At 66.7% G+C, this 20,696-nt stretch carries 21 protein-coding genes; 11 read left to right on the forward strand and 10 right to left on the reverse strand.

Translation table 11 applies throughout. The annotated features are described in order from the left end of the window. Positions 1-117: 117 nt before the first annotated feature. The 3 genes from HUA75_RS12355 to HUA75_RS12365 all read right to left on the reverse strand — a co-directional run bounded on the left by HUA75_RS12355 (position 118) and on the right by HUA75_RS12365 (position 3,870). Positions 118-1,617 (reverse strand): HAD-IG family 5'-nucleotidase, encoded by a 1,500-nt coding sequence (locus HUA75_RS12355; RefSeq protein ID WP_174486523.1) that lies wholly within the window; start codon positions 1,615-1,617, stop codon positions 118-120. A 151-nt stretch (positions 1,618-1,768) separates the two neighbouring features. Next, the gene (locus HUA75_RS12360; RefSeq protein WP_141646170.1) at positions 1,769-2,284 is read right to left on the reverse strand and encodes a hypothetical protein; all 516 of its coding nucleotides are present in this window, start codon (positions 2,282-2,284) and stop codon (positions 1,769-1,771) included. After that, positions 2,281-3,870, reverse strand: a complete 1,590-nt coding sequence (locus tag HUA75_RS12365) for a hypothetical protein (protein ID WP_174486524.1) — start codon at positions 3,868-3,870, stop codon at positions 2,281-2,283. The genes HUA75_RS12360 and HUA75_RS12365 overlap by 4 nt, the downstream gene beginning before the upstream one ends. A 387-nt stretch (positions 3,871-4,257) precedes the next feature. On the opposite strand from HUA75_RS12365, the gene HUA75_RS12370 reads away from it, so the two are divergent. From HUA75_RS12370 to HUA75_RS12380, 3 genes are all read left to right on the forward strand, one after another. Beyond that, on the forward strand, positions 4,258-5,304 hold the full coding sequence (locus tag HUA75_RS12370) for an HAD family phosphatase (protein WP_254627547.1): 1,047 nt from the start codon (positions 4,258-4,260) through the stop codon (positions 5,302-5,304). A gap of 205 nt (positions 5,305-5,509) precedes the next feature. Then, positions 5,510-5,785, forward strand: a complete 276-nt coding sequence (locus HUA75_RS12375; RefSeq protein WP_141646173.1) for a TraR/DksA C4-type zinc finger protein — start codon at positions 5,510-5,512, stop codon at positions 5,783-5,785. A 107-nt stretch (positions 5,786-5,892) separates the two neighbouring features. Beyond that, positions 5,893-7,335 (forward strand): S28 family serine protease, encoded by a 1,443-nt coding sequence (locus tag HUA75_RS12380; RefSeq protein WP_174486526.1) that lies wholly within the window; start codon positions 5,893-5,895, stop codon positions 7,333-7,335. Positions 7,336-7,483: 148 nt separating this feature from the next. On the opposite strand, the gene HUA75_RS12385 is transcribed toward HUA75_RS12380, so the two are convergent. Continuing rightward, positions 7,484-7,867 (reverse strand): helix-turn-helix domain-containing protein, encoded by a 384-nt coding sequence (locus HUA75_RS12385; RefSeq protein WP_141646175.1) that lies wholly within the window; start codon positions 7,865-7,867, stop codon positions 7,484-7,486. A 134-nt stretch (positions 7,868-8,001) separates the two neighbouring features. Here HUA75_RS12385 and gstA point away from each other — a divergent pair, with 134 nt between their 5' ends. Next, the gene (gstA, locus tag HUA75_RS12390; RefSeq protein WP_174486527.1) at positions 8,002-8,610 is read left to right on the forward strand and encodes a glutathione transferase GstA; all 609 of its coding nucleotides are present in this window, start codon (positions 8,002-8,004) and stop codon (positions 8,608-8,610) included. A 118-nt stretch (positions 8,611-8,728) separates the two neighbouring features. Here the strand turns inward: gstA and HUA75_RS47910 are convergent, their stop codons facing one another. From HUA75_RS47910 to HUA75_RS12410, 5 genes are all read right to left on the reverse strand, one after another. Next, positions 8,729-9,298: a DUF6438 domain-containing protein gene (locus HUA75_RS47910; RefSeq protein WP_371746099.1), complete on the reverse strand. Its 570-nt coding sequence runs from the start codon at positions 9,296-9,298 to the stop codon at positions 8,729-8,731. 209 nt (positions 9,299-9,507) lie between these two features. Continuing rightward, positions 9,508-10,188, reverse strand: coding sequence for a hypothetical protein (locus HUA75_RS12395; RefSeq protein WP_254627548.1), 681 nt, complete (start codon positions 10,186-10,188; stop codon positions 9,508-9,510). 116 nt (positions 10,189-10,304) lie between these two features. Then, complete coding sequence (locus tag HUA75_RS12400) at positions 10,305-11,609, reverse strand: DUF4150 domain-containing protein (protein ID WP_141646179.1); 1,305 nt, start codon at positions 11,607-11,609, stop codon at positions 10,305-10,307. Between the two features lie 132 nt (positions 11,610-11,741). Next, the gene (locus HUA75_RS12405) at positions 11,742-12,629 is read right to left on the reverse strand and encodes a DUF2381 family protein (protein WP_174486529.1); all 888 of its coding nucleotides are present in this window, start codon (positions 12,627-12,629) and stop codon (positions 11,742-11,744) included. Positions 12,630-12,678: 49 nt separating this feature from the next. Then, positions 12,679-14,658, reverse strand: coding sequence for a serine/threonine-protein kinase (locus tag HUA75_RS12410; protein ID WP_174486530.1), 1,980 nt, complete (start codon positions 14,656-14,658; stop codon positions 12,679-12,681). A 331-nt stretch (positions 14,659-14,989) separates the two neighbouring features. Here HUA75_RS12410 and HUA75_RS12415 point away from each other — a divergent pair, with 331 nt between their 5' ends. From HUA75_RS12415 to HUA75_RS12440, 6 genes are all read left to right on the forward strand, one after another. Continuing rightward, entirely contained in the window at positions 14,990-15,208 is a 219-nt protein-coding gene (locus HUA75_RS12415; protein ID WP_174454334.1) for a hypothetical protein, read from the forward strand. Next, positions 15,208-16,206: a type I methionyl aminopeptidase gene (gene map / locus HUA75_RS12420; protein ID WP_174486531.1), complete on the forward strand. Its 999-nt coding sequence runs from the start codon at positions 15,208-15,210 to the stop codon at positions 16,204-16,206. Before HUA75_RS12415 ends, map begins: the two co-directional genes overlap by 1 nt. Positions 16,207-16,511: 305 nt before the next feature. Further along, positions 16,512-16,898 carry a hypothetical protein gene (locus HUA75_RS12425; protein WP_174486532.1) on the forward strand — a complete coding sequence of 129 codons (387 nt, stop codon included), beginning with the start codon at positions 16,512-16,514 and terminating at the stop codon, positions 16,896-16,898. 155 nt (positions 16,899-17,053) lie between these two features. Next, entirely contained in the window at positions 17,054-17,287 is a 234-nt protein-coding gene (locus tag HUA75_RS12430; protein WP_141640381.1) for a hypothetical protein, read from the forward strand. A gap of 33 nt (positions 17,288-17,320) precedes the next feature. Next, positions 17,321-17,698, forward strand: a complete 378-nt coding sequence (locus HUA75_RS12435) for a hypothetical protein (RefSeq protein ID WP_174467873.1) — start codon at positions 17,321-17,323, stop codon at positions 17,696-17,698. 61 nt (positions 17,699-17,759) lie between these two features. Continuing rightward, positions 17,760-18,722: a prolipoprotein diacylglyceryl transferase family protein gene (locus tag HUA75_RS12440; protein WP_174486533.1), complete on the forward strand. Its 963-nt coding sequence runs from the start codon at positions 17,760-17,762 to the stop codon at positions 18,720-18,722. Positions 18,723-18,725: 3 nt separating this feature from the next. Here the strand turns inward: HUA75_RS12440 and HUA75_RS12445 are convergent, their stop codons facing one another. Then, positions 18,726-19,058 (reverse strand): DUF2917 domain-containing protein, encoded by a 333-nt coding sequence (locus HUA75_RS12445; RefSeq protein WP_254627550.1) that lies wholly within the window; start codon positions 19,056-19,058, stop codon positions 18,726-18,728. Positions 19,059-19,256: 198 nt separating this feature from the next. Between HUA75_RS12445 and HUA75_RS12450 the strand changes: the two genes are divergently transcribed. Next, positions 19,257-20,693, forward strand: a complete 1,437-nt coding sequence (locus tag HUA75_RS12450; protein WP_141640384.1) for a PLP-dependent aminotransferase family protein — start codon at positions 19,257-19,259, stop codon at positions 20,691-20,693. The last annotated feature ends 3 nt before the right edge of the window (positions 20,694-20,696 follow it).

The raw sequence follows: 20,696 nt of genomic DNA on the forward strand, positions 1-20,696 counted from the left end.
CCTTTCAGAGGGGAAATGCCTGCCCGCCCCTCGTTCAGGGGCACTGAACGAAAATCCAGTGATTCCGCGCACCTGGGTTGTCTGCCTGGGCAGGCAGGCAGGCCCGGGCGCGCCTGGCTACTCGGCGTCAGCCATGCCGCCGCCGCTGTCGGTGGCGGGGAAGACGGGGGTGCCGCCGGGGAGGCTCGGGTCGTGCGGCAGGCTGCCGCGCGGGCTGCGCAGGTACACGAAGGGCGTGGCGAACAGGAAGTTGGACACGCGTGACGTGTAGATGTCCGCGTAGCGCTCCACCTGGCGGGCCAGGTGGCTCTTGTCGTTGCCCGCGCGGGTGAGCAGGCCCCAGATGGGATTGGACAGCTCGGTGGCGGCGCGGGCCATGGGGCCCAGCTCCGCGTCCAGGGCCTCCAGGGACTCGCGCAGCTCGCCCAGCCGGCTCACCAGCTCCGTCTCCGGGGGGGCCTCCGTCCGGGGCCCGTAGTCCGCTCGGCGCCGCTGGAGCTCCAGCCGCAGCTGGCAGCTCTCCCACTCCAGCTTCTCCTTGAGCACCATGCGCTCGGCGAGCCGGACCTCGGTGGCGCGGAAGCCGGCGATGGCGCGCACCTCGTCCTCCAGCTCGCGGAGGATGAGCGCCGTGCGCCAGCGCAGCGCGCTCTTGGACACGTGCACGTCGCCGAACATGTGGTCTCCGACGTAGAGAATCTCGTCGCCGCTCACCCCCAGGTGGCGCTCCAGCTCCAGCGCGCTGCCACCGAAGTACGGCGTGCCGGGCTTGAAGGGACCGGAGTGCGGACGCAGGAGCGCCTCGCCCTGGGTCTCCACGACTTCGAAGAGCGCGGAGCGGGTGGTGAAGAACTCCGGCTTGCGCGCGGACACAATCACCACGTCGAACAGCTGCCGCCACGTCATGCCCGCGGGCAGGTGCTTGTCGAAGGCGAAGTGCATCATGGGCTCGGTGTAGGCCCACTCGCTGTTGGTGATGAGCAGGAGCTTCTTGCCCGCGTTCTTCTGGTCCAGGAGCGCCAGCGGCGTCTCCGGGTCATCCAGCACGTAGCGCTCCGGGTCGGCGATGATTTCCGCCTTGAGCTGACCCTGCATGTGCGTGGCGTCCAGATTCTTCCGCACGTGCTCGTAGAGGTCCGCGTAGCCCATGGGCCCCGGCAACTGCCCCGCGTCCAGCCGGTCCACCAACTGCGAATAGAGACACGCCTCAGACAGCGAGAAGAGCGTGTTGAGGAACACCCACCGGCGCTCGTGCAGGTCGATGACGGTGTGGGAGTACTCGTCGCGCTGGGAGATGAAGTCCATGGAGCGCGTGCCGTGCAGGGCCTTCTTCACGAAGCCAAAGCGATTGGCCTTGAGCAGGTTGCCCTTCTCCGTGTCGATGATGAGGCCCCGGATGGCGAGCGCCGGGTCGAACTGGAGGTCACCCACGGGCCAGCCCTGCGCCACGAGCCTGTCTCGGATGTGCTCGTACGCGCGGCGTTCCCACGCTTCCACGCGGTAGTGGATGAGCGTGTAGTCCATGTCGTAGCCCACGGCCTTGATGGCGCGCAGGTTGAGGGTGCGGTTGCAGAACAGGCCCCGCTCGGGCGGGGGACCGGAAGGTTGCGGGCGCATAGGAGTCCTGGCTTGCCCCGTCCCGCGCCAAAAGTCGATGCCTGTCTTCGGCCTCGTCGCCTGCCGCGCACAAGCTCCGCGCCCCTGCCGTCCCGTCCATGGCCAGTCCCTCTTTCGGGGGCCGGGCCCATGCCCTGACGGGGTGAGGGCTTCAGTACACCAGCCGCAGATGGGGGAGCAGGGGACGACTCCCCTGTCGCTCGGCGCCGAGCGACCTGTCCAGGTCCAGGTGGATGACGGCCCGGCCATTGCGCTCCAGCGCGGCGCCTTCCAGCTTCAGGCGGAGCGGGGCACTCCGGGCATCGACGAAGCCCGCGGAGCCGTCGGAGCCCTCGAAGGCGCCGAAGTCATCCAGCGTCACGGTGGCCTCCAGCGCGCCACGGGCCTGCTCGGGCATGAGCCAGAAGTACGCCACCAGGTGCGCATGGGTGGCTTTGGCCACGTCCATCCGCTGTGAGGACGTCAGCAGCTCCGTGCGCAGCGGCACTCCTCCCAGGGTCACCTGCACGGCGTTCGCGGTCAGGTAGGTGGTGGAGAAGCGATTCGAGGTTCCCTGGAGGCGCAGCTCATAGCGCCGAGGTTCCGGGGCGCTGTCTCCACACGCGGAAAGGCCAACACCCCACAGCAACATGACGAGCGGGAGGATTCTGGAAACGGTCTTCTTCATGGCGAGCTCCTGGGCTGGAGCTGCTCCAGCGCATGGGATGGCGTCGCGCGGCTCCGAAGGGAGAAGGGCAGCGCGACATCGAGTCCCCGGCCATTGGCTGCGCCGAGGTGTCGTTCGAGACGTGACAGGGTCTGGGTGCGGCCGAGTGTGGTGGAGGCGTCGAGCAGCAGGCGCTGAAGCTCTGGCGTGCCACCGAACAGCCGTTGGTTGCAGACCCCGGTGAGCGTCTGTCTGGCCAGGGCGTGCCGGGTGGCCTGCTCCTCGGAGCGCTGCTCACCGCCCAAGGTGAAGGCGGGTGACGACCAGAGCAGCCGCAGCGCGTCCTCTTTCGTCACGATGGCCGGAAGGAGTCCCAGCTTCACGGGGCCCGGGGCCAGACAGCGCTCCAGCGCGGCCTCGTGAGTCATGTAATAGCCCGCGGGGCGGACGGCGGGCGCCGCGCCCTCCGTGGGAGGGAACGCGCAGGACGCCATGTCTCCAGCGGCCAGCGACGTGGTGCTGCCCAGGAGCGTCGCGCCGCCGTTGACCAGGTCCACCTCGAACAAGGCGTCGAGCGTCGGGTCCGACGTGTAGCAGTAGAGCAGGTACGTCCCATCCTGCTGGAAGGCACAGGAGCAGGGCTGAATCCCCACGTTGCCCAGGACGGGACCAAAAACGGTGAGGACGCCGGTATAGGGGTCGAACACGCTCATCCGGGCCAGGAAGCTCTGGTAGCCGTAGATTTTGTTGTCCAGCGGGTTGGTGGCCCAGGCGGTGGGCGTCGTGGTGGGGAGGGTCCCCTGGCCCAGGATTTCGAGGGTGCTGGTATTCAGGCGCAGCCAGTGGCTCCCCAGGAATGAACCAATGACATAGCTGCCATCCTCCATGATGGTGCCGACAATCCATTCCTGGCCAGCCAGCTCCGGCAGGCCTCCCAGGTCCTCGATGTTTCCCGCCCGGTCGACGCGGACCACATGGGGAATGGGGTCGCCGGACAGGTTGCGATTGCTGATGGCATACAGATAGCCGTCGATGTGGCTGAGCCCCATGGCGTCGTAGCCGAACTCGGTGGTGCTGGAGACCGGGGTCGTCGCGAGGGTGACCGGGTCCAGGGTCATCAACTCCGTGTTCGTCCCCGCGCTGGAGGACACGTAGATGGTGTCATCACAGACGAAGGTGTCGGCCGGCACGCACTGGACTCGCGCGGAGCACGTCGCCATGCCCTGGTCCCAGCCAATCTGGAGTGTGTCCGTGAACTCCACCGATTCCGACGGAGGCACCTGTCCGATGCGCGCGCAGTCCTCCAGGCTCTCCACGGTGACGGTGAACTCGTACGTCAGGGAGTCATTGACGGGAATCGTCACCGGGGGCGGAGGCGTGAAGGACCAACCCAGGGGCTCCAGCAATGGGTCCGTCGCCTGTTGGAGGGTGGACGGGAGCGTGGGATGGATGTTCCTCACCACCTGTCTGAAGGTGAGCGTGGCGGGGTACTCGCGGACGACGAGGTCAGACTGCTCGTTGACGCTGACCTCACAGTCGAGGTCATGCGCGGTCGCGAGTGATGGAACCAGAAGTGATAAAAGCAACCACTGTTTTTTCATTCGCATGGGGCGCGGCCCGTTCAATCCACATGCCCAGTGTGGAACCGGACCCGACGCTTGTCCGGGAGGCTGACGAGGTGTGGGTGCCCCCGCTGGGAAGACGAGCCAGCCAGGCAGGTCTCATCCCTGTGTGCAGGTGATGCGCGGATGGAGGACAGCTGTCAGGGAAACATTTCCCCACGGTGTCGACCGTTCATGCTCAGTCTAGGGTGGCGGGGACCCACTCCGTGAAGCACCGCGTGTTTCCGGTCCTCGACGGAACGATGGAAACCCATGGGGGGATGCGCAGGTTGCGGCGTGAGGCCGCTCGTGACGCACATGGCCTCTTGGGGGAATGCCATGGACGGAGCTTCGCTGCGGGGAACGCCGGGCCGCGGGTATCGATGGGAGCCTTTGGCCCGCTCCTGGCTGGCGGTGACGTTGTGTGCCCTCTTTGTCTCGGTGGGCTGCAAGTCCGCGCAGCACGTCGCCCCGGAGCCTTCGACCCTTGCGCGGGGCGGCTCGGGGCTCTCCGGACAAGGGGACCCGTTGCCTTCGTGGAACGAGGGGCCCACGAAGGCGGCGCTGCTCGACTTCGTGGAGCGTGTCACCCGCGAGGGCGGGCCCGACTTCGTTCCCGCCGAGGCGCGCATCGCGACCTTCGACAATGACGGCACGCTGTGGACCGAGCAGCCTCTCGCCGTGGAGTTGGCCTTCGTCATCGACCGCGTGAAGGCGCTCGCGCCCCAGCATCCCGAGTGGAGGCACCAACAGCCCTTCCAGGGCGTGCTCGAAGGCGACCTCAAGGCGGTGGCCGCGAGCGGTGAGCGCGGGCTGATGCAGTTGCTGGCGGCGACGCACTCGGGTGTCACCACGGAGGCGTTCGACGTCACCGTGAAGGATTGGATTACCACGGCGAAACACCCGAGGTTCAACCGGCCCTATACGGACCTCGTCTATCAGCCGATGCTGGAGTTGCTCGCGCTGCTGCGGGCCCATGGTTTCAAGACCTTCATCGTGTCAGGAGGCGACGTGGGCTTCATGCGCGCCTGGGCCGAGCGCGTGTATGGGATTCCCCCCGAGCAGGTCATCGGCAGTCGGGCGAAGCTTCGCTACGAGGTCCGGGATGGCACGCCGGCGCTCCTGTTGTTGCCGGAGCTCGACTTGATGAACGACAAGGCCGGCAAGCCGGTGGGCATCCAGCAGGTCGTCGGTCGGCGTCCGCTCGCGGCCTTCGGCAACTCGGATGGGGACTTCGAGATGCTCGAGTGGACGACGTCGGGCACGGGGCCGCGCTTCGGGCTCTTCGTCCACCACACCGACGCGGAGCGGGAGTGGGCGTATGACCGGAACGCGCACATCGGGAAGCTCTCGCGGGGATTGGACGAGGCGCCTCGGCGCGGCTGGTACCTGGTGGACATGAAGAAGGACTGGAAGGTCATCTATCCCTTCGAGCAGTAGCGGCAGGGCAGGCGGGCGGGCCGGACTTCCGCAAGGGCTGCGGACGTCCTCGGGGGGCGCGCAAGCCTTGCGGGTGGGGGACGACGGGTGGCTCTGGAGTGAAGTGGCATGCTTTCTGAAGTGCCCGACCTCCACTCTTCCGCTGGGAAGGACGGTCGCGGTGGACGCGACGGATGCGCCCGGCGTGGGGTGGCGGGAGTGAAGCATGGACAGTCTGGCTCGTGAGGCGCGGGACGCCCTGGTGCAACGTGGCGAACGCCTGAGGTCACGGGCCCGACCCCCGCCGAGTGTTCCGGAGCCTGGCTCGCTGCTCTCCGAAGCGGAGCGACAGGAGTTGCTCGACATCGACGCGGCGCTCCAGCGAATCGCCGGGGGCCAGTTCGGCCGCTGCGAGCGGTGTGGGGGTGCCATGGGGAGACATCGCCTGCGCGCGATTCCCGAGGCGCGCTACTGCATGACGTGCGCGACGTTGGGGCGCTGAATGCGGGGGGCCGTGCGCAGTTTCGCGCGGTGACGGGTTGATGCGGCACCAGGGCCGGCGCTCCACGCGCGAGACGTGGAGTGAGTCGCATCGCGAGGAATGTTCCCATGAAGAAGACGGGTGGTTTCAGGGCGGCCTGGCTGCTGTTCGCCGCCGTGGTGTCACAGGCTTGTGGTGGAGCGGAGCCAGTCGAGCCTGGAGTCGTCGAGCCTCCCGCGCGAGAGGTAGGGGTGCTGGAGCGAGGGGCGGAGTCGGACGACATCCTCGAGCGGCTGCGAGCGATGCCCGACGTGGTGGTGGCGAGCGAGAAGGTCTCGCCCTTTCCGAATACGCGCTTCTTCACCCTCTGGTTCGCCCAGCCCGTGGACCACCGGGCGCAGGACGGCGAGTGGTTCTGGCTGCGCGCCACGTTGCTGCACCGCTCGTTCGATGCGCCCACGGTGGTGTATGGCACGGGCTACGCCATCCGCACGACTCCCGGTCAGTCCGAGCCGACGATGTTGCTGGATGCGAACCAGTTGTCGGTGGAGCAGCGCTTCTTCAGTTCCTCGCGGCCCGAGTCGGCCGACTGGACGAAGCTCGACATCGAGCAGACCGCGGGCGACTACCACCGCATCATCCAGGCCTTCAAGCCGATGTATCCCAGGCGCTGGCTGACGACAGGCGCGAGCAAGGGCGGCATGTCCGCCGTGTACCACCGCTACTTCTACCCGGACGACGTGGACGCCACCGTGGCGTACGTGGCCCCGAGCCTCCATGGGCTGAAGGACAAGCGCTTCGTGCGCTTCCTCGACCAGGTGGGCAGTGAGGCCTGTCGTGCGCGGCTGCGGGACTTCCAGCAGGACGCGTTGCGGCGCCGCGAGGAGCTGCTGCGGGTGCTGGAGTCGTATGGAATGGAGTTCACGCTGCTGGGCATGGACCGCGCGCTGGAGTTCGCCATCGTCGAGTCGTCGTTCTACTTCTGGATGTACGAGCGTGAGTCTCGCTGCGACACCGTCCCGCTGCCCGGGGCTCCGGCGAATGAGATGCTCGACTTCGTCGGCAACGTCACCCACATGGACGTCAGCTATGCGGACTCGGGCGTGCTCTACTACGCGCCCTATTACTACCAGAGCGCGACGGAGCTGGGCTGGAACCGCTTCCCCACGAAGCACCTGCGCGGCCTGTTGAGCTACCCGCGCCAGGACGTGCCCGCCACGTATCTGTCATTCCCCGTGCAGGTGCCCTTCTCTCAGGGACTCATGCGCGACGTGGAGCGCTGGGTTCATCAGCAGGGTGAGCGGATGTTGTTCATCTACGGGGAGACCGACCCGTGGTCCGCCGGGGCGTTCGAGGTGCGCGAGCGCAATGACTCGTTCCGCTTCACCGCGCCGAACACCAACCATGAAGATGCCTTCATCGGCCTCCTGGCCGCTCCAGACCGCGCCCAGGCCCTGTCCAGGCTCTACGCGTGGATGGATGCGAAGCCGCTGCCGGAGGACGCCTCCGCCCTGACGTCGACGGGGCTGGAGGAGGTGGCTCCGCTGGTGGATGGACGGCCGCCGCTGTAGCCGGGGGCTCGTGGGACGTGTCCTGAACGTCCCCCACAGGGCCCCAGTGGTTTTGGGGCCCTGTCCGCGACCTCTTCGTTGAGCCTCACCGCCTCCGTGGCCCTGGTCGGTGGAATCGTGGACCACGAGGTCTCCCACCACCCGCGCCTCATCGCCGAGAGGAAGGTTTGTCGTGGCGATGCGAAGCGAGTGTCATCTCGCGCAGCCGGGTGCCCACCCGGACGATGGAGTCAATCACCGGCACCAGCTCCAGGCCGAGCGAGGACAGGGCGTACTCCACGGAGGGCGGCGAGGTGGGGAGGACCTCTCGTGTCACCGCGCCCTTCGCCGTCAGCTCGCGCAGCCGCGTGGTGAGCACCTTGGGCGAGATGCCGGGGATGTCGTGGAGCAGCTCCCCGAAGCGCCGGGGGCCACCGGAGAGCTGCCAGACGACGCTGGTGGTCCACGCTCCGCCCAGCAACGACATGCAGGCATGAATGGGACAGCCCGGGGGCGGGGGTGGGGCCTTGCTCTTCCTCAGCTTCAGGGACATGGGCGGTTACCGCGAGGTGAGTGGAGTTACCAGGAGGTGAGTGGAAAGTGCGCTTACCTTAGTCGCGTTGCTATCCAAAGGTAACCAGGCCCGTTAGGGATGTGCCGTCGTTCCCACTCATTCCGAGGAAGCCAATGAAGCTCTATTTCGCCCCGGGCGCCTGCTCGCTGTCTCCCCACATCGTCGCGCACGAGGCGGGGCTGGAGCTCCAGCTCGAGAAGGTCGACACGCAGACGAAGGTCCTCCAGTCGGGCGGCGACTTCTGGAAGATCAACCCGAAGGGCTATGTGCCCGCGTTGGAGCTGGAGCCGGGCGAGGTCCTTACGGAGGGCCCGGCGCTCGTGCTGTACCTGGCGGACCTGCGGCCCGAGGCGGGGTTGGTGCCCGCGGAGGGCAGCCGCGAGCGCTACCGCGTGCAGGAGATGCTCGGCTACATCAACTCCGAGCTGCACAAGACGTACGCGCCGCTCTTCCAGCCGACGACGCCGGACGTGACGCGCGAGGAGCGCACGGTGTACCTGTTCAAACGCTACAAGCTCATCGAGGAGCGCCTGGCCACGCGCGCCTATCTCTTCGGTGACACCTTCAACATCGCGGATGCCTACCTCTACACCGTCACCCGCTGGGCGAAGTACGTGAAGGTGGACCTGTCCGGCTTCCCAAATCTCATGGCGTTCATGGAGCGCGTCACCGCGCGTCCGGCGGTGCGCAAGGCGCTCGCGGCCGAGGGGCTCCCGGTCTGACGTCCTCTGGCCCCGGCGACGCTCAACGGGCCTGATGTGCGGGGCAGCGGAGAGGGTGGGCGGTCGTGGGCTCCAGGACCGCCTCGTCGAGGAGGCGCGTGGCCGTCTCATCCATCCCTCAACACCCACCATATCCCTTCACACCGGTTGCACATCCAATCCAGCGAGAAGTCCCGAGCAACTCGTCGATCAGGTAATCCACCCCACCAAGCAGTGGCGTCTCTCCCTTCGAGATGAACTCAGCATAACAAACAGGATTCACCACCCCTACCTCTGGAGCTGTCAATACGACTCCCGCAAACCCGATGACACCATGAGGACAAGTAAAGAAACTCGCAGTGTCGCCTCCGTAGACCTCCGCGGTACGGACATGCTCGGCGAGAATCGTTCTGAGACGTCCAACCTGCTCCCCAGTCAATTGGGAATCCCTCCTCCCTACGACCTCCACGTGCTCCATTCCCCCATACACAACGCATCCATCGTCATAGACATGAACATCATAAACGGGACACAGCCCATCACATCCCGTACGCCGCATTCCAACGATCAAGCCCTTGTGTTCCGTCGCCCTCTCCGTGACGGATGACGGAGGCGTGTGCAGGTGACTCGACCGGCACCCGACACAGGCCATCCACACGCTCAGGACCACCCAGAGGAATCTGCTCCCGTCCCATCTAGCCGACGTCATGGATGTGGCCTCTTGAGATACGGCAGTTTGTGTTTCTCGAAACAGCGCCTCTTCCACTGCAGGGCAGTATCATGGGTGAACTCACGCGCTCAGGCCCTGTCCAGACTCTACTCGTGGATGGATGTGAAGCCGCCTCCGGAGGGAGCCTCCGCTCTGACGTCGACGGGAATCTGGTGAAATCTCGCGGGTCATGCGAATGGCGACCCTCGTCAACCACCGCTCAACTCCTGCTGATGGTCCTGGATGATTTCATCAAGGAGCGTTTGCTGGGCCTTATCACGTGCGCGCACTTCTACGCCCGCTCTTGGGATCAATGTCGAAGGCGCCCTGATAAGGGCGACCGCGCCGCGCTCCGCGTGTTCAAGAGGAATGATTGACGACGAGGCCCCGAGTTCCGTTGGAGCGAATCCCAAACGTGCGAAGAACTCGTAGGTCCTGGCCGGAGCCTCGGGATTTGGCCCAAGGTTATAGGTCTGCGTTTGTTTCCGAGGAGCGGCCTCCAAGCTGACCCTGGCCACGATGACCGCTCGTAGCAAGTCGGAGAAAGTCGGGAAGGGCTGCTCGGCCGCGACCTTGCTGCTCACTAAATCCTCTTCGTGAATGCGGAGGATGGCCGTGTCACGCCCGTCCGGTGTTGGGCGGGAGAGATCAAAGAAGTCGTCCGGGTGACGGCCGTTGTAGTCGTCCTCACCCATGGCGAACTTGAGGTAGCGGCGAGAATCGGGCCGCTCGCGTTGCTCATCTTCAAGATCCTCTAGCAGGGCCGAGATTGAGGTTGTCCCCCACATCAACCGCATTTCGCCGGTCGATGCACCCATGGTTGCGAGGAACTCGCGATACAGGCCGGGCAGCGCGTCGAGTCCTCCATGTGGCTGGGCAAGCGCTGTCATCTGGTCGGTCGTTGCTGGTTCGAAGCCATGAGTGCTCCCGGGCTTCCATCGCTCCATGAACGCGAGTAGGCCCGTCAGCGACAAGGCAGGAGGGGACCTGAGAATCCTTGACCAGGTCATGCGCAACTCTGCTTCTTGACGTCGCACCGGGCCATGAACAGCGTGTCCTGACACGATTGGCAGGAAAGGACAGTGACCTCTTTCTTGCGCTTCATGTCACGGTGCTCTTCGACATACTCGCCGCCCCTGTTTTCCATGATGTCGGCGGCGCTCGGAGGCGTCCAGGGCCCCTCAGACGGCGCGAAGCCGATGGGGCCGCGATAGGGCACATTGAATTTCACCTGCTTCTTCTCACTGGAGAAGGAGAAGTAAATCTCGGTCATCGAATGCGCGACATGACCGCTCGCTCCGATGAGTTTGGCGCCTGCACAGGTTCCAGGGACGTTGTTGTATCCGCTCTCACCCCTGATGACATAGTTCCTGGTGTCGTCCCACTGTTTGGCCACCTTGTCGATGGCTTGGGTGTCTCCCGCGGCACACCTTGGGTTGATGGTCATGAGGTCCTCCAGTGTGGAGGCCCGCTCAATGACCGTGCAACCGTGAGCCTCGGCGATGGCCGTGAAGCCGGGAGGCACCTCGTTACCCGATACCGCGGCGAATTTCTTGCCGGTGAGGCACACCATGACTCCGAACATGTACCCGCCAGACCTGCTGCGACGATGATTCTCAAGCCCCTCACGTGTCCGATCAAGGGTCTTGATATACGCCATCCGCTCATCCAAGGTCGTCTGTTTGGGTGGGGGTGATTGACGCCCGAGGCGCTCAAGTTCGGCGACCTTCGTTGTGATTTCCTGGTGGACCTTGGCCCACTCGGTCTCGCGGACCTTGAGGTCCTTGAGAATCTTGTTGGCGACGTCGAGGCTTCCTTCTGGACGCTCAAGCACCGCATGGCTGTCCGCGTCCTTCTGGCAGATGATGCACAGCCCCTCGAAGTCGTCCCCGTACGCGAATCCCGTCCCACCATGTCCATTTGATATGAACGTGGTATTGAAGGAGTTGCCGTTGTGAAGGGTGACGTCGAGGTAGCGCACGACGCCCTTTCCCTCGATTTTCACGTCCACGCTGCCGCTTCCCCAAGCCATCTTCCCCTTGAGCTTGGAGGAGATGATGCCGCCCGCCGTGCCCGGCTCATCGCCCGAGCTGATGCTCAACTCGGAGTCGGTCAGTGCCACCGGGTGGCCATTGATGGTGACGCTCGTGCTTCCATGGATGAGCGTGGAGTCTTGAGCGGAGTTGACGAAGGGGGTGGGCACAGGACCTCCCGGCGTCGGCACCTTGCAGACGTCGGGTGCGGCCGAGGTGTGCGTGTTACCGCTTCCCTTGTGCAGGATGGCGCGGCCGTTGGCGAAGACCTTGCTCATGCTTCCTCCTTGGCGTTTCGAATCATATCCATGACGCAGGCGCGAATGCGCCCACTGTCGGCACTGCCGTCGACGAGCGCCCTGAGCGCGTTGGTCTGACGCCTGTCAAGGACCGGAGAGGGTGTGAGCCATTCACATCCGAGGGAAGTTCACGGGGCCGATGATGACGGCCCGTGAATCGTTCCCGTCGCGCAGTTCGAGTGTGTAGGTGCCTTGCAGTTCGTCCGGGCTGGCCTCTGTCTCCAGGATGAGCAACACCTCGATGTCGCCAGCGGTCAGGGGCTTCGACTGCCAGGCCCGCAGCTCATGGGCGCGGCGACCCAGGGAGTCCCTGAGCGTGGCTCGGCTCGCGGTCCACGGAAGATGATGGCCGGCTGAAGCCATCACGAGTGCCACCGCGACGCGGGAGATGCTCCTGAAGACCTGTGCCTCGGTTTCACGAGACAGAATGGACTGGGCCGTTGAGAGGTCCTGACCGAGTGTGTTTCCGAGAATGCCCTGCTCGTTCAGAAGCCCTGTGGCGAAAAGTCCTGTCAGGCCCGTTGGACCCTGCTCAGCTCGAAGCCTCGCGTTCTCCTCGCGCAGCCTCAGAAGCTCGCCCTCGAGCTGGGCGGTCTCGGTCCGGTTGTTGCGCACTCTTGGTGGATTGCTCACGACCTCCACCTGGGCATCGAAGTGCCCCGGGGCCACGACGAGGAGAAAGTTCGCTTCCCTGGGAGTGGAGCCGTCCTCGAAGCGCAGGGTCAGACGCAGCCGCGTGCCTTCCTGGAGTTTGTCCGAGGGCAGGAGCACGAGGGCGTCCTCGCTCATCACCACCCGGTGAAAACGCTCCCGTCCCTCCAGCGTGACGGCGTCTCGTGCGAGAGAGGTGTCGAACAGGAGCGCGGTGGTGCCCCCGGGACGAATGAAGATCTCGGCAGGTGCTGGGCCCTGTCGTGTCCCCAGGTCGATGCGACGGACCTCCGAGGAAGACGATGCCGTGTGAGACTGCGCCAGTGCCGGCCCGCTCCGCATGCTCATGGCGACGAGGCACATCATGAGCGGCAGGAGGCGTCGTGGACGGCTCGTGCTAATTCTCCTCGTCACCGGTCTCCTGGAAGCGACCCACGGCGCGCACGGCGAACTTGTTGGCCACGACGCCATGGTCATCGTCGCTGCCTGCCTTGGCGGGAATGCCATACACCCCTCTCTGATTGGGGTCGACATATGACATGCAGACAGGGTAGCTCTTGCCCTCGATTCGTGCCTCGACGACTCGGCCATAGACCCGGGTGGGGGTGACGTAGATGTTCGTGATGAGTTCCGCTCCTCGGCGGAGCGCTCCGAACGTCCGGTCCAGATGGGTCGAGATTCGAGACTCGCGGAGGGTGATGTCCGCATGAGCAAGTCCGGTGTGGTCCCTCTCCCCGATGGAGGCGGAGACCTGAACGCCGATCCGGATGTTGAGCCGCGCCATGGCCTCCCGCGCTCCAGGAGGGCAGTCCGCGGCGGCAGGCACTGGCTGGTGTTTCACCACGGCAGGGGAGCCGGCGCATGCGAGCCCCGTGCAAGCCAGGGCCACCTTGGACAGACGGGTCAGGGAAGGGGAGCGCTGCTTCACAGGGGCGGGGGGCGACGCGGACAGGGCGGGGGCCTTCTTCACGGGAGTGGGGTCCTGGAGTGACGGCGCCACGGGGGCGACGGTCGCGGGGGTGGGCTCCGCCATGGGCGAAATCGCGACTCCGCCACTGTGCGGCGACTCACGCGCGCTGGCCAGTTTCTGACCAGTGGGGGAGGTCATTTCATGGGTGACCTGTGGAGTTGTCTGTCTCCACCCGCCCATGAAGCGGCTCCCAGACACGCCCAGGGCCACCACTCCCACCAGCGTCAACAGCAGGCGTCGATAGGGATGGGGATGCAGCCGTCGCGCCTGGCCCTCCAACGTGGCGTGTCTGGGCGAGGTCCACGGCGCGGGACTCGGTGGTGGACGCAGGGTGCCCAGCACCGTGGCCCACAGTTGTTGCAACCGGGCCCGTGCCTTCGATGGAGGCTTGCGCAGATGTGAAGCCCACTCCGGACGGCGCACGCGGCGCAGCGCTTGCGACGGCTCGCCGTCCACCGCGACGAGCGGAGGCTCCGCCCAGTCGAAGAGGGGCTCATCCCAGGACTCGCCGGGTGTGTCTTCCAGGGTGGCGACCAGCGTCGATGCCAGCTCCGCGCCACTCTGGAAGCGGCGCGTGGGGTCCTTGTCCAGCATCCGCTGGAGGAGGGCGTCGAGCGCGGGCGGCGCGCGGGGATTCACCGTGGAGGGCGCGGGCGGCTCCTGCGAGGTGATGGCGGCGCACAGCACGTCCGCCGGCCAGTCGGGGAGGAAGGGGTAGTGCCCGGTGGCGGCGCGATACAGACAGACCCCCAACGCATAGAGGTCATCGGTGGCCACGGAGGTGTAGCGGGCATCCGGATGACGCCAGTGGCGCTGGTGGAAGCGGATGGCCTCCGGGCTGCGCAGGTAGAGCGTCCCCGGGGGCAGGGGACCGGTGGTCAACGTGGGCGCTCCCGTGTACACGCCCGCGCCCAGGTCGATGAGCACCGGGTCTCCCTCGGGGGTCCGCAAGAGGATGTGCTCTGGCTTGAGGTCCCGATGCAGCACGTCCCCCGCGTGCAGCGTGTCCAGGGCCAGGGCCACGCGACGGAGCGTCTCCAGGAGCTGTCGGAAGGTGGGGTTGTGGTGGTCCGCCCAGACATGGAGCGGAGGTCCGGGCACCCAGTCCATGACGAAGTAGAAGTGGCCGGTGACGATGTCCGGCCAGCGGCCACAGGCGTGGACCGCCACCACGTTCGGATGCACCGCGCGGTCCAGCAAGAGGGTGAGCTCGCGCAGCGCACGGCCCTCGGACGCGTCGCGGGCCAGCTTGAGGGCGAAGTAGCGCCCCGGCGCGTCGGTGGGCTCCACGCGATAGACGACGCCATAGCCCCCCAAGCCCAGTCGCTCGATGACGCGCCATCCGCCCGTGATGACGAGGCCCGGAGGAAGGGCGTCCGGATTCATCGATGGGGTCCGCGTGCTCATGGTCGTCAGAGGTCTCCTGGAAGCCGCTGAACCTAGCAGGTCGAACCCTCCTCGTGTGACCCGCCATGGTGGGTCACCGGCGGACAACTCCCAGGGCAGGGCTCGACGCGCCCGCGCGACATGGGGCGGAAGCCACCTGGAGCCCGGCACCAGGCGCTCGCCGACCCGCGGGCCCGCTCCCCTCCAGCCCTGGCGTCCCCGACCTCGGCCGGAGGGCCCCCAGGGGGCGTTGTTCTCCACTGGTCGCCCGGCCGCCCCTCACCCGGGGAGGCGGAAAGAAGCCGTGCGCCGAGCCGTGTCTAAGGGTATAGACAAGCCCTTCATGTGTCCCATGGTGAAGACCGAAGACCTCATCGACGCACAGGGCGTGGCCGGGCTGTTGCAACTGCGCCACTCCAACAGCGTCAGCACCTATCTGCGCCGCTACCCGGACATGCCCCGGCCCATCCTGGACCTGGGTACGGGACGTCCCCGGTTGTGGCTGCGTCCCCAGGTGATGCGCTGGCTGCGCGCCCGCAAGTCCGACACGGTCCACACCGGAGTTGAGTGATGACCACCGCCAGTCCCCGTACCCCTCCCGCCGTGCTGCCCGGTCCCAATGACGTCTGCTGGTGCGGCAGCGGCACCAAGTACAAGAAGTGTCACCGTGGCGCCGACGCCGTCGAGGCCCGCAAGAAGGGCCCCGAGGTGGCGCGCAATGGCATCCGGCCGGGCATCATCAGCCCCCGCCGCGATGTGCCCCTGAACATCCCTCGTCCGGACTACGCCGTGTCCGGGCGGCCGCTGCGTCGAGGCGGCGGGGACTCCGACATCAAGACGCCGGACGTCATCGCGCGCATGCGCCGCGCCTGCAAGGCCGCCGCGGAGGTGCTCCAGGAGGTGGCCAGCCACGTCCGCCCGGGCATCACCACCGACGAGCTGGATGCCATCACCCACGAGGCATACATCCGCCGGGGCGGCTACCCGAGCACGCTCAACTACCACGGCTTCCCCAAGTCGCTGTGCACCTCCGTCAACGAGGTCATCTGCCACGGCATCCCCGACAGCCGCGCGCTGGAGGATGGGGACATCGTCAACCTGGACATCACCATCTTCCTGGATGGGGTGCACGGGGACTGCTCGGCCACGTACTTCGTGGGCATTCCGCAGCCGGAGAGCGAGCGGCTGGTGCGCGTCACGCGCGAGTGCCTGGAGCTGGGTATCGCCGCCGTGAAGCCCGGCCGCCCCATCAGCGACATCGGCCGCGCGATTGAGACGCACGCCACGAAGAACGGCGTGAGCGTGGTGCGCGCCTACTGTGGCCACGGCATCGGCGAGACGTTCCACACGGCCCTCCAGATTCCGCACTACTACGAGCCGGAGGCCGACACCGTCATCCAGACGGGCATGATTTTCACCGTCGAGCCGATGATCAACCAGGGCGGCTGGGGCCACCGCACGTGGGACGACGGGTGGACCGCCGTCACCGCCGACGGCACCCGCAGCGCGCAGTTCGAGCACACGCTGCTCGTCACCGAGCAGGGCGCCGAAATCCTCACGGTGCCCTGAGCCGTCCTCCGCGACACGAGGCCCCCTGCACACCAGGGGGCCTCCTCGGGCACCTACGGTGTTCCCGCGTCGCCCCGCGGTCCGAGCCGGCCGTGTGAAGGCAGACAGTCTCCGGCTCGCGGACTTCCCGACACGAGGGCTTCATCCCTGTCGCGGAGTCGACGCCCCCGTCAAATGGCCTCCCAGCCTCGTCCGGACGGTGCGGTATCACCTGCGCCTGGCCGGGGCTCGACGTGTCTGGCTTTCGCGACGCGGAGCGCTCCGACGAGGGACTGTCCACGCGGTTGTGTCGCCGGAGGCGCGCCATGGCACTCGATATCGCTGTCGACCCCCAGTCGCTCAAGAGCGTCCAGGATGTCATCCAGACGCTGGAGGGGACCTTCCAGGTGGACTTCATCCCGGGCGTCCTGAAGAAGCTGGAGGAGAAGTTGCTCGTGGAGCGCGCCGCGTTCCGGGTGAATGAGCTGGCGCAGCGGTACGAGCTGGACCTCTACTTCGGACTGAAGGCCCCCGAGGTGGAGGACTCGCGGGAGCCTTTCTTGAAGGTGGGGATGAGCATCACCATCCAGCCGGAGGTCGTCTCCCGGGGGCGCAGGCCCGCGCGGTATGACGGCACGCTGGAGGTCCCGCTCTCCGGCGAGGCCGTCACCCACGTGCCGTTCGCGCTCTATCTGAAGAGGAGCCTCCGATAGCGCTCCCGCTGTTTGAATAGCAACAGCAATCAGCCTGCCAGGGTGATTGTGAGTTTGATGCCACGCGGCAACAGTGCGCGTGGGCCCATCGTGGTGTGACTTCGCGTCATTCAGAGGGCCCATGAATCCCTTCAGTCCTGAAAGGAATCGTTCCCATGAAGAACTGGGTGACGTTGTGCCTTGTCTGCATCGCTTCCGGAGCATTCGCCGCGGACAAGACTCCGCCGGCCAAGACGCCTCCTCCCTCCACCACGAAGCCGGCGCCGGAGTCCAAGGCCGCCGAGCCCAGGACGCTCACCATCGAGGAGGACAAGGCCGCGAAGCAGGAGCCGAAGAACAAGAAGGTGGACACCAAGGCCACCGAGACCGCCAGCAAGCCGCTGCTGTAGCCCTGACTCGAAACCCCACGGAGGGCAAACCCCATGAAGAAGATGATGGCGGGATTGTGTCTTGTCTGGCTGTGTCTGTCCCAGGGAACGGCGCAGGGTGCCGAGGACTGCATCAAGACGATGAATCAGGGCTCCGCCACGGTGAAGCTCGGATTGTATGAGCAGAGCTGTATGTCGATGTCCTGGACCGGAGGGGTGATTACGTCGGACGTCACCTACAACTGCTGTGGTCCCAGCGCGACCATTCGCATCAACGGGACGGACTGGAATCGGCTGCTCGCCGAGGGCAAGCTGGATGGCTTCCGCTACCAGAAGGCCGATACCAGCAGCAATGGCTCGACCACGCTCTACTTCCGGAAGGTCGTCGGGAAGGAACTCACGAACATCGCTCCCGAAGACTTCTTCAAGTAGCGGACGTGTGCCCACGGGTGGGGCGGCTCGCCCGCCCGTGGGACTTGCCGAGCGAGGCGTCGTGGACACCCCCTTCCTGCACGGAATCAATCCCTTCCTGTTCCGCTTCTCGGAGACGCTCTCCCTTCGCTGGACGGGGGCGGCGTACCTCGTGGGCTTCCTGCTCGCGTTCGCGGTGCTCCGGCGTCAGGCGGCGCGAGGTGAAGGCCCTGTCGCGAAGCAGGAGGTGTCGGGCTTCGTGCTCTACGCCGGCCTCTTCGGAGTCATTCTGGGCGGACGACTGGGGTACGTGCTGCTGCACCAGTGGGATGACTTCTCGCGGGACGGCTCGGTCTTCTTCCAGTTCCGACAGGGAGGCGCGTCGGTGCTGGGGGCGGTGCTGGGAGTTCTCGCCTTTTCGGTGTACTTCGCGCGCCAGCAGCGACGCCCGTGGCTCCAGGTGACGGATACGCTGGCGGTGCTCGCGCCGCTGGGGTTCTTGCTCGCGCACCTCGCGGTGTTCATGGAAGGCGCGCCGCTGGGGCAGGTGAGCTCCGTGCCCTGGGCCGTGCGCTTTCCCGCCGAGGTGGGGATGCCGGGTTTCCAGCCCGTGGTGACGCCGTCGTTCGACGTGTCCACCCTGGCCTATGCGCCGGGGCATGAGGTGGCGGCGCTGACGCGCGCGGATGCGGCCTTCCTCGCGGAGCTGCACCGCATCCTCCCCGCGCGGCACCCCGTGTTGCTCTATCAGGCCGCGCTGGAGGGACTGCTCCTGGGCGGTGTCCTCCTGGCGGTGCGTGCGCTTTGGCGCTCGCGGCCCGTGGGGCTGCTGAGCGGGCTGTTCTTCACGCTGCAAGGAGGACTGTCCCTGGGCGGTCTCCTGTTCCGCGAGGCCCAGCCGAACCTGTCCTTCGCCGCCCAGCTTGAGCAGGGGGTGCTCCCGCCCGTGCTGATGCTGGGGGTGGGGGCGGCCTTCCTCCTGAGCGTGCTGGGCCAGCGTCCGGACGCGGTGGGTGTGCCCGCGCCCGTGAAGCTGGAGGGGTGAGGCTCACGAGGGGCAGGGAGGCGGGTGCGCGCCCTTCGTCAGGCGGAAGCGCGCCGGCCTCAGGGCCTGCACCACGATGTGGCCTGCCTGCTCCAGGCGCAGCGTGGCGCCGGGCTCCAGCACGTAGTCTGTCGGGTCCGCGTCGAGCGTGAGCCAGAGCCGACCCTCGGTGCAGGTGAGCGTCAGGCCCTCGGTTCCTCGCACGCGCCGACTCCAGAGTGCGCCCTGGAACAGTCCGAAGCAGCCTGACTCCGCTTCCGGGTGTACTTCCGGCTTCAAGTGACTCCACAGCGTGCTCCACCAGCTCCGCCGCGTCAGAGCGAACATCGACTCCATGGCTCCATGACCTCCTTGCGCGTCGCAACATGCGCCCTGTCGCGGGAACAGAACAGATGCAGCCGATTGTCATTGTGACCAGTACAGTCCCGGGGTGGGAAACTGTACCGGTCCGACATGCGGTCAGGTGTATCTGGGCAGCGGGCGTCGGGCCCGGTACCGATACAGGTCCCGGGACGGCATCTCGACGGAGGTGGCATGGGCGCGCTGGCACACAAACCGAAGCTGTACGAGCAGGTGGCCGAGCGACTGGAGGAGGCCATCGCCGCGGGGACGCTGCGAGCGGGGGACCGGCTTCCCTCGGTGCGACAGCTCAGCCTGCGTGAGCGGGTGAGTGTCTCCACGGTGCTCCAGGCGTATCTGCACCTGGAGTCGGTGGGGCTCATCGAGACGAGGCCGCAGTCGGGCCACTACGTGCGTCGCCGCGAGCGCCCGCGTCTCGCCGAGCCGCAGGTGTCCCGGCCCGCGACGAGCGCCACGCCCGTCACCATCAGCGGGCTGGTGTCCCGCGTGTACCAGGCGATGAGGGACCCTCGCATCGTCCAGCTCGGTGGGGCGTGGCCCGCGCCGGAGCTGTTGCCCACGCGCAGGCTGTACCGGGAGTTGAACGCGCTCACGCGCGAGGCGGGTGACGTGGGGGTGCTGTACGACGCGCCGCCGGGGTGCCCGGAGCTTCGGCAGCAGCTGGCGCGGCGCTCGCTCGACTGGGGTGGGGCGCTGGCGCCCGAGGACTTCATCATCACCTGTGGCGCGGCGGAGGCGATTCACCTGTGCCTGCTCGCCGTGGCGCGCACGGGGGACACCATCGCGATTGAGTCTCCCGCGTACTACGGCACGCTGCAGGCCATCGAGTCGCTGGGGCTGAAGGCGCTGGAGATTCCGTGCTCGCCGCGACATGGGATGGAGCTGGATGCGTTGGAGGCGGCGCTGGAGCGGCGGCGCGTGGCGGCGGTCCTGGTGGTGCCGAGCTTCAGCAATCCGGTGGGCAGTTGCATGCCGGAGGCGCGGCGGCGTCGGTTGGTGGCGATGCTGGAGGCGCGGGGCGTTCCGCTCATCGAGGATGACTTGTATGGAGACCTGCACTTCGATGCGGAGCGCCCGCGCACGTGCAAGTCCTTCGACACGTCGGGGAACGTGCTGCTGTGTGGCTCGTTCTCGAAGACGCTCGCGCCGGGGTTCCGCGTCGGGTACGTGGCGCCGGGACGGTTCCGCGAGCGGGTGGAGTTGCTGAAGTTCTCGCACACGATTGCCACGGCGTCGTTGCCTCCGCTCGCGATTGCGCGGTTCCTGGAAGAGGGCGGGTATGACCGGCACCTGCGCTCGCTGCGCCGCCATCTCATGTCCCAGGTGGAGAGCATGGCTGGGGGCGTGGCGGAGTATTTCCCGGAGGGGACGCGGGTGGCTCGGCCGTCGGGGGGCTCGTTGTTGTGGGTGGAGCTGCCGCCCAAGGTGGACTCACTGGCGCTGCATGAGCGCGCCATCGAGGCGGGCATCAGCATCGCGCCCGGGCCCATCTTCTCCGCGCGGCCGGACTCGTATCGGAACTTCATCCGACTGAGCTGTGGTCAGCCGTGGACGCCACGAGTCGAAGCGGCGGTGTCCACGCTGGGGAGCTTGGCGCGCAGCCTCGCGTGACGG

The organism is Myxococcus sp. CA040A (assembly GCF_013336725.1).
In the GTDB taxonomy this organism is placed as follows: Bacteria; Myxococcota; Myxococcia; order Myxococcales; family Myxococcaceae; genus Myxococcus; species Myxococcus llanfairpwllgwyngyllgogerychwyrndrobwllllantysiliogogogochensis.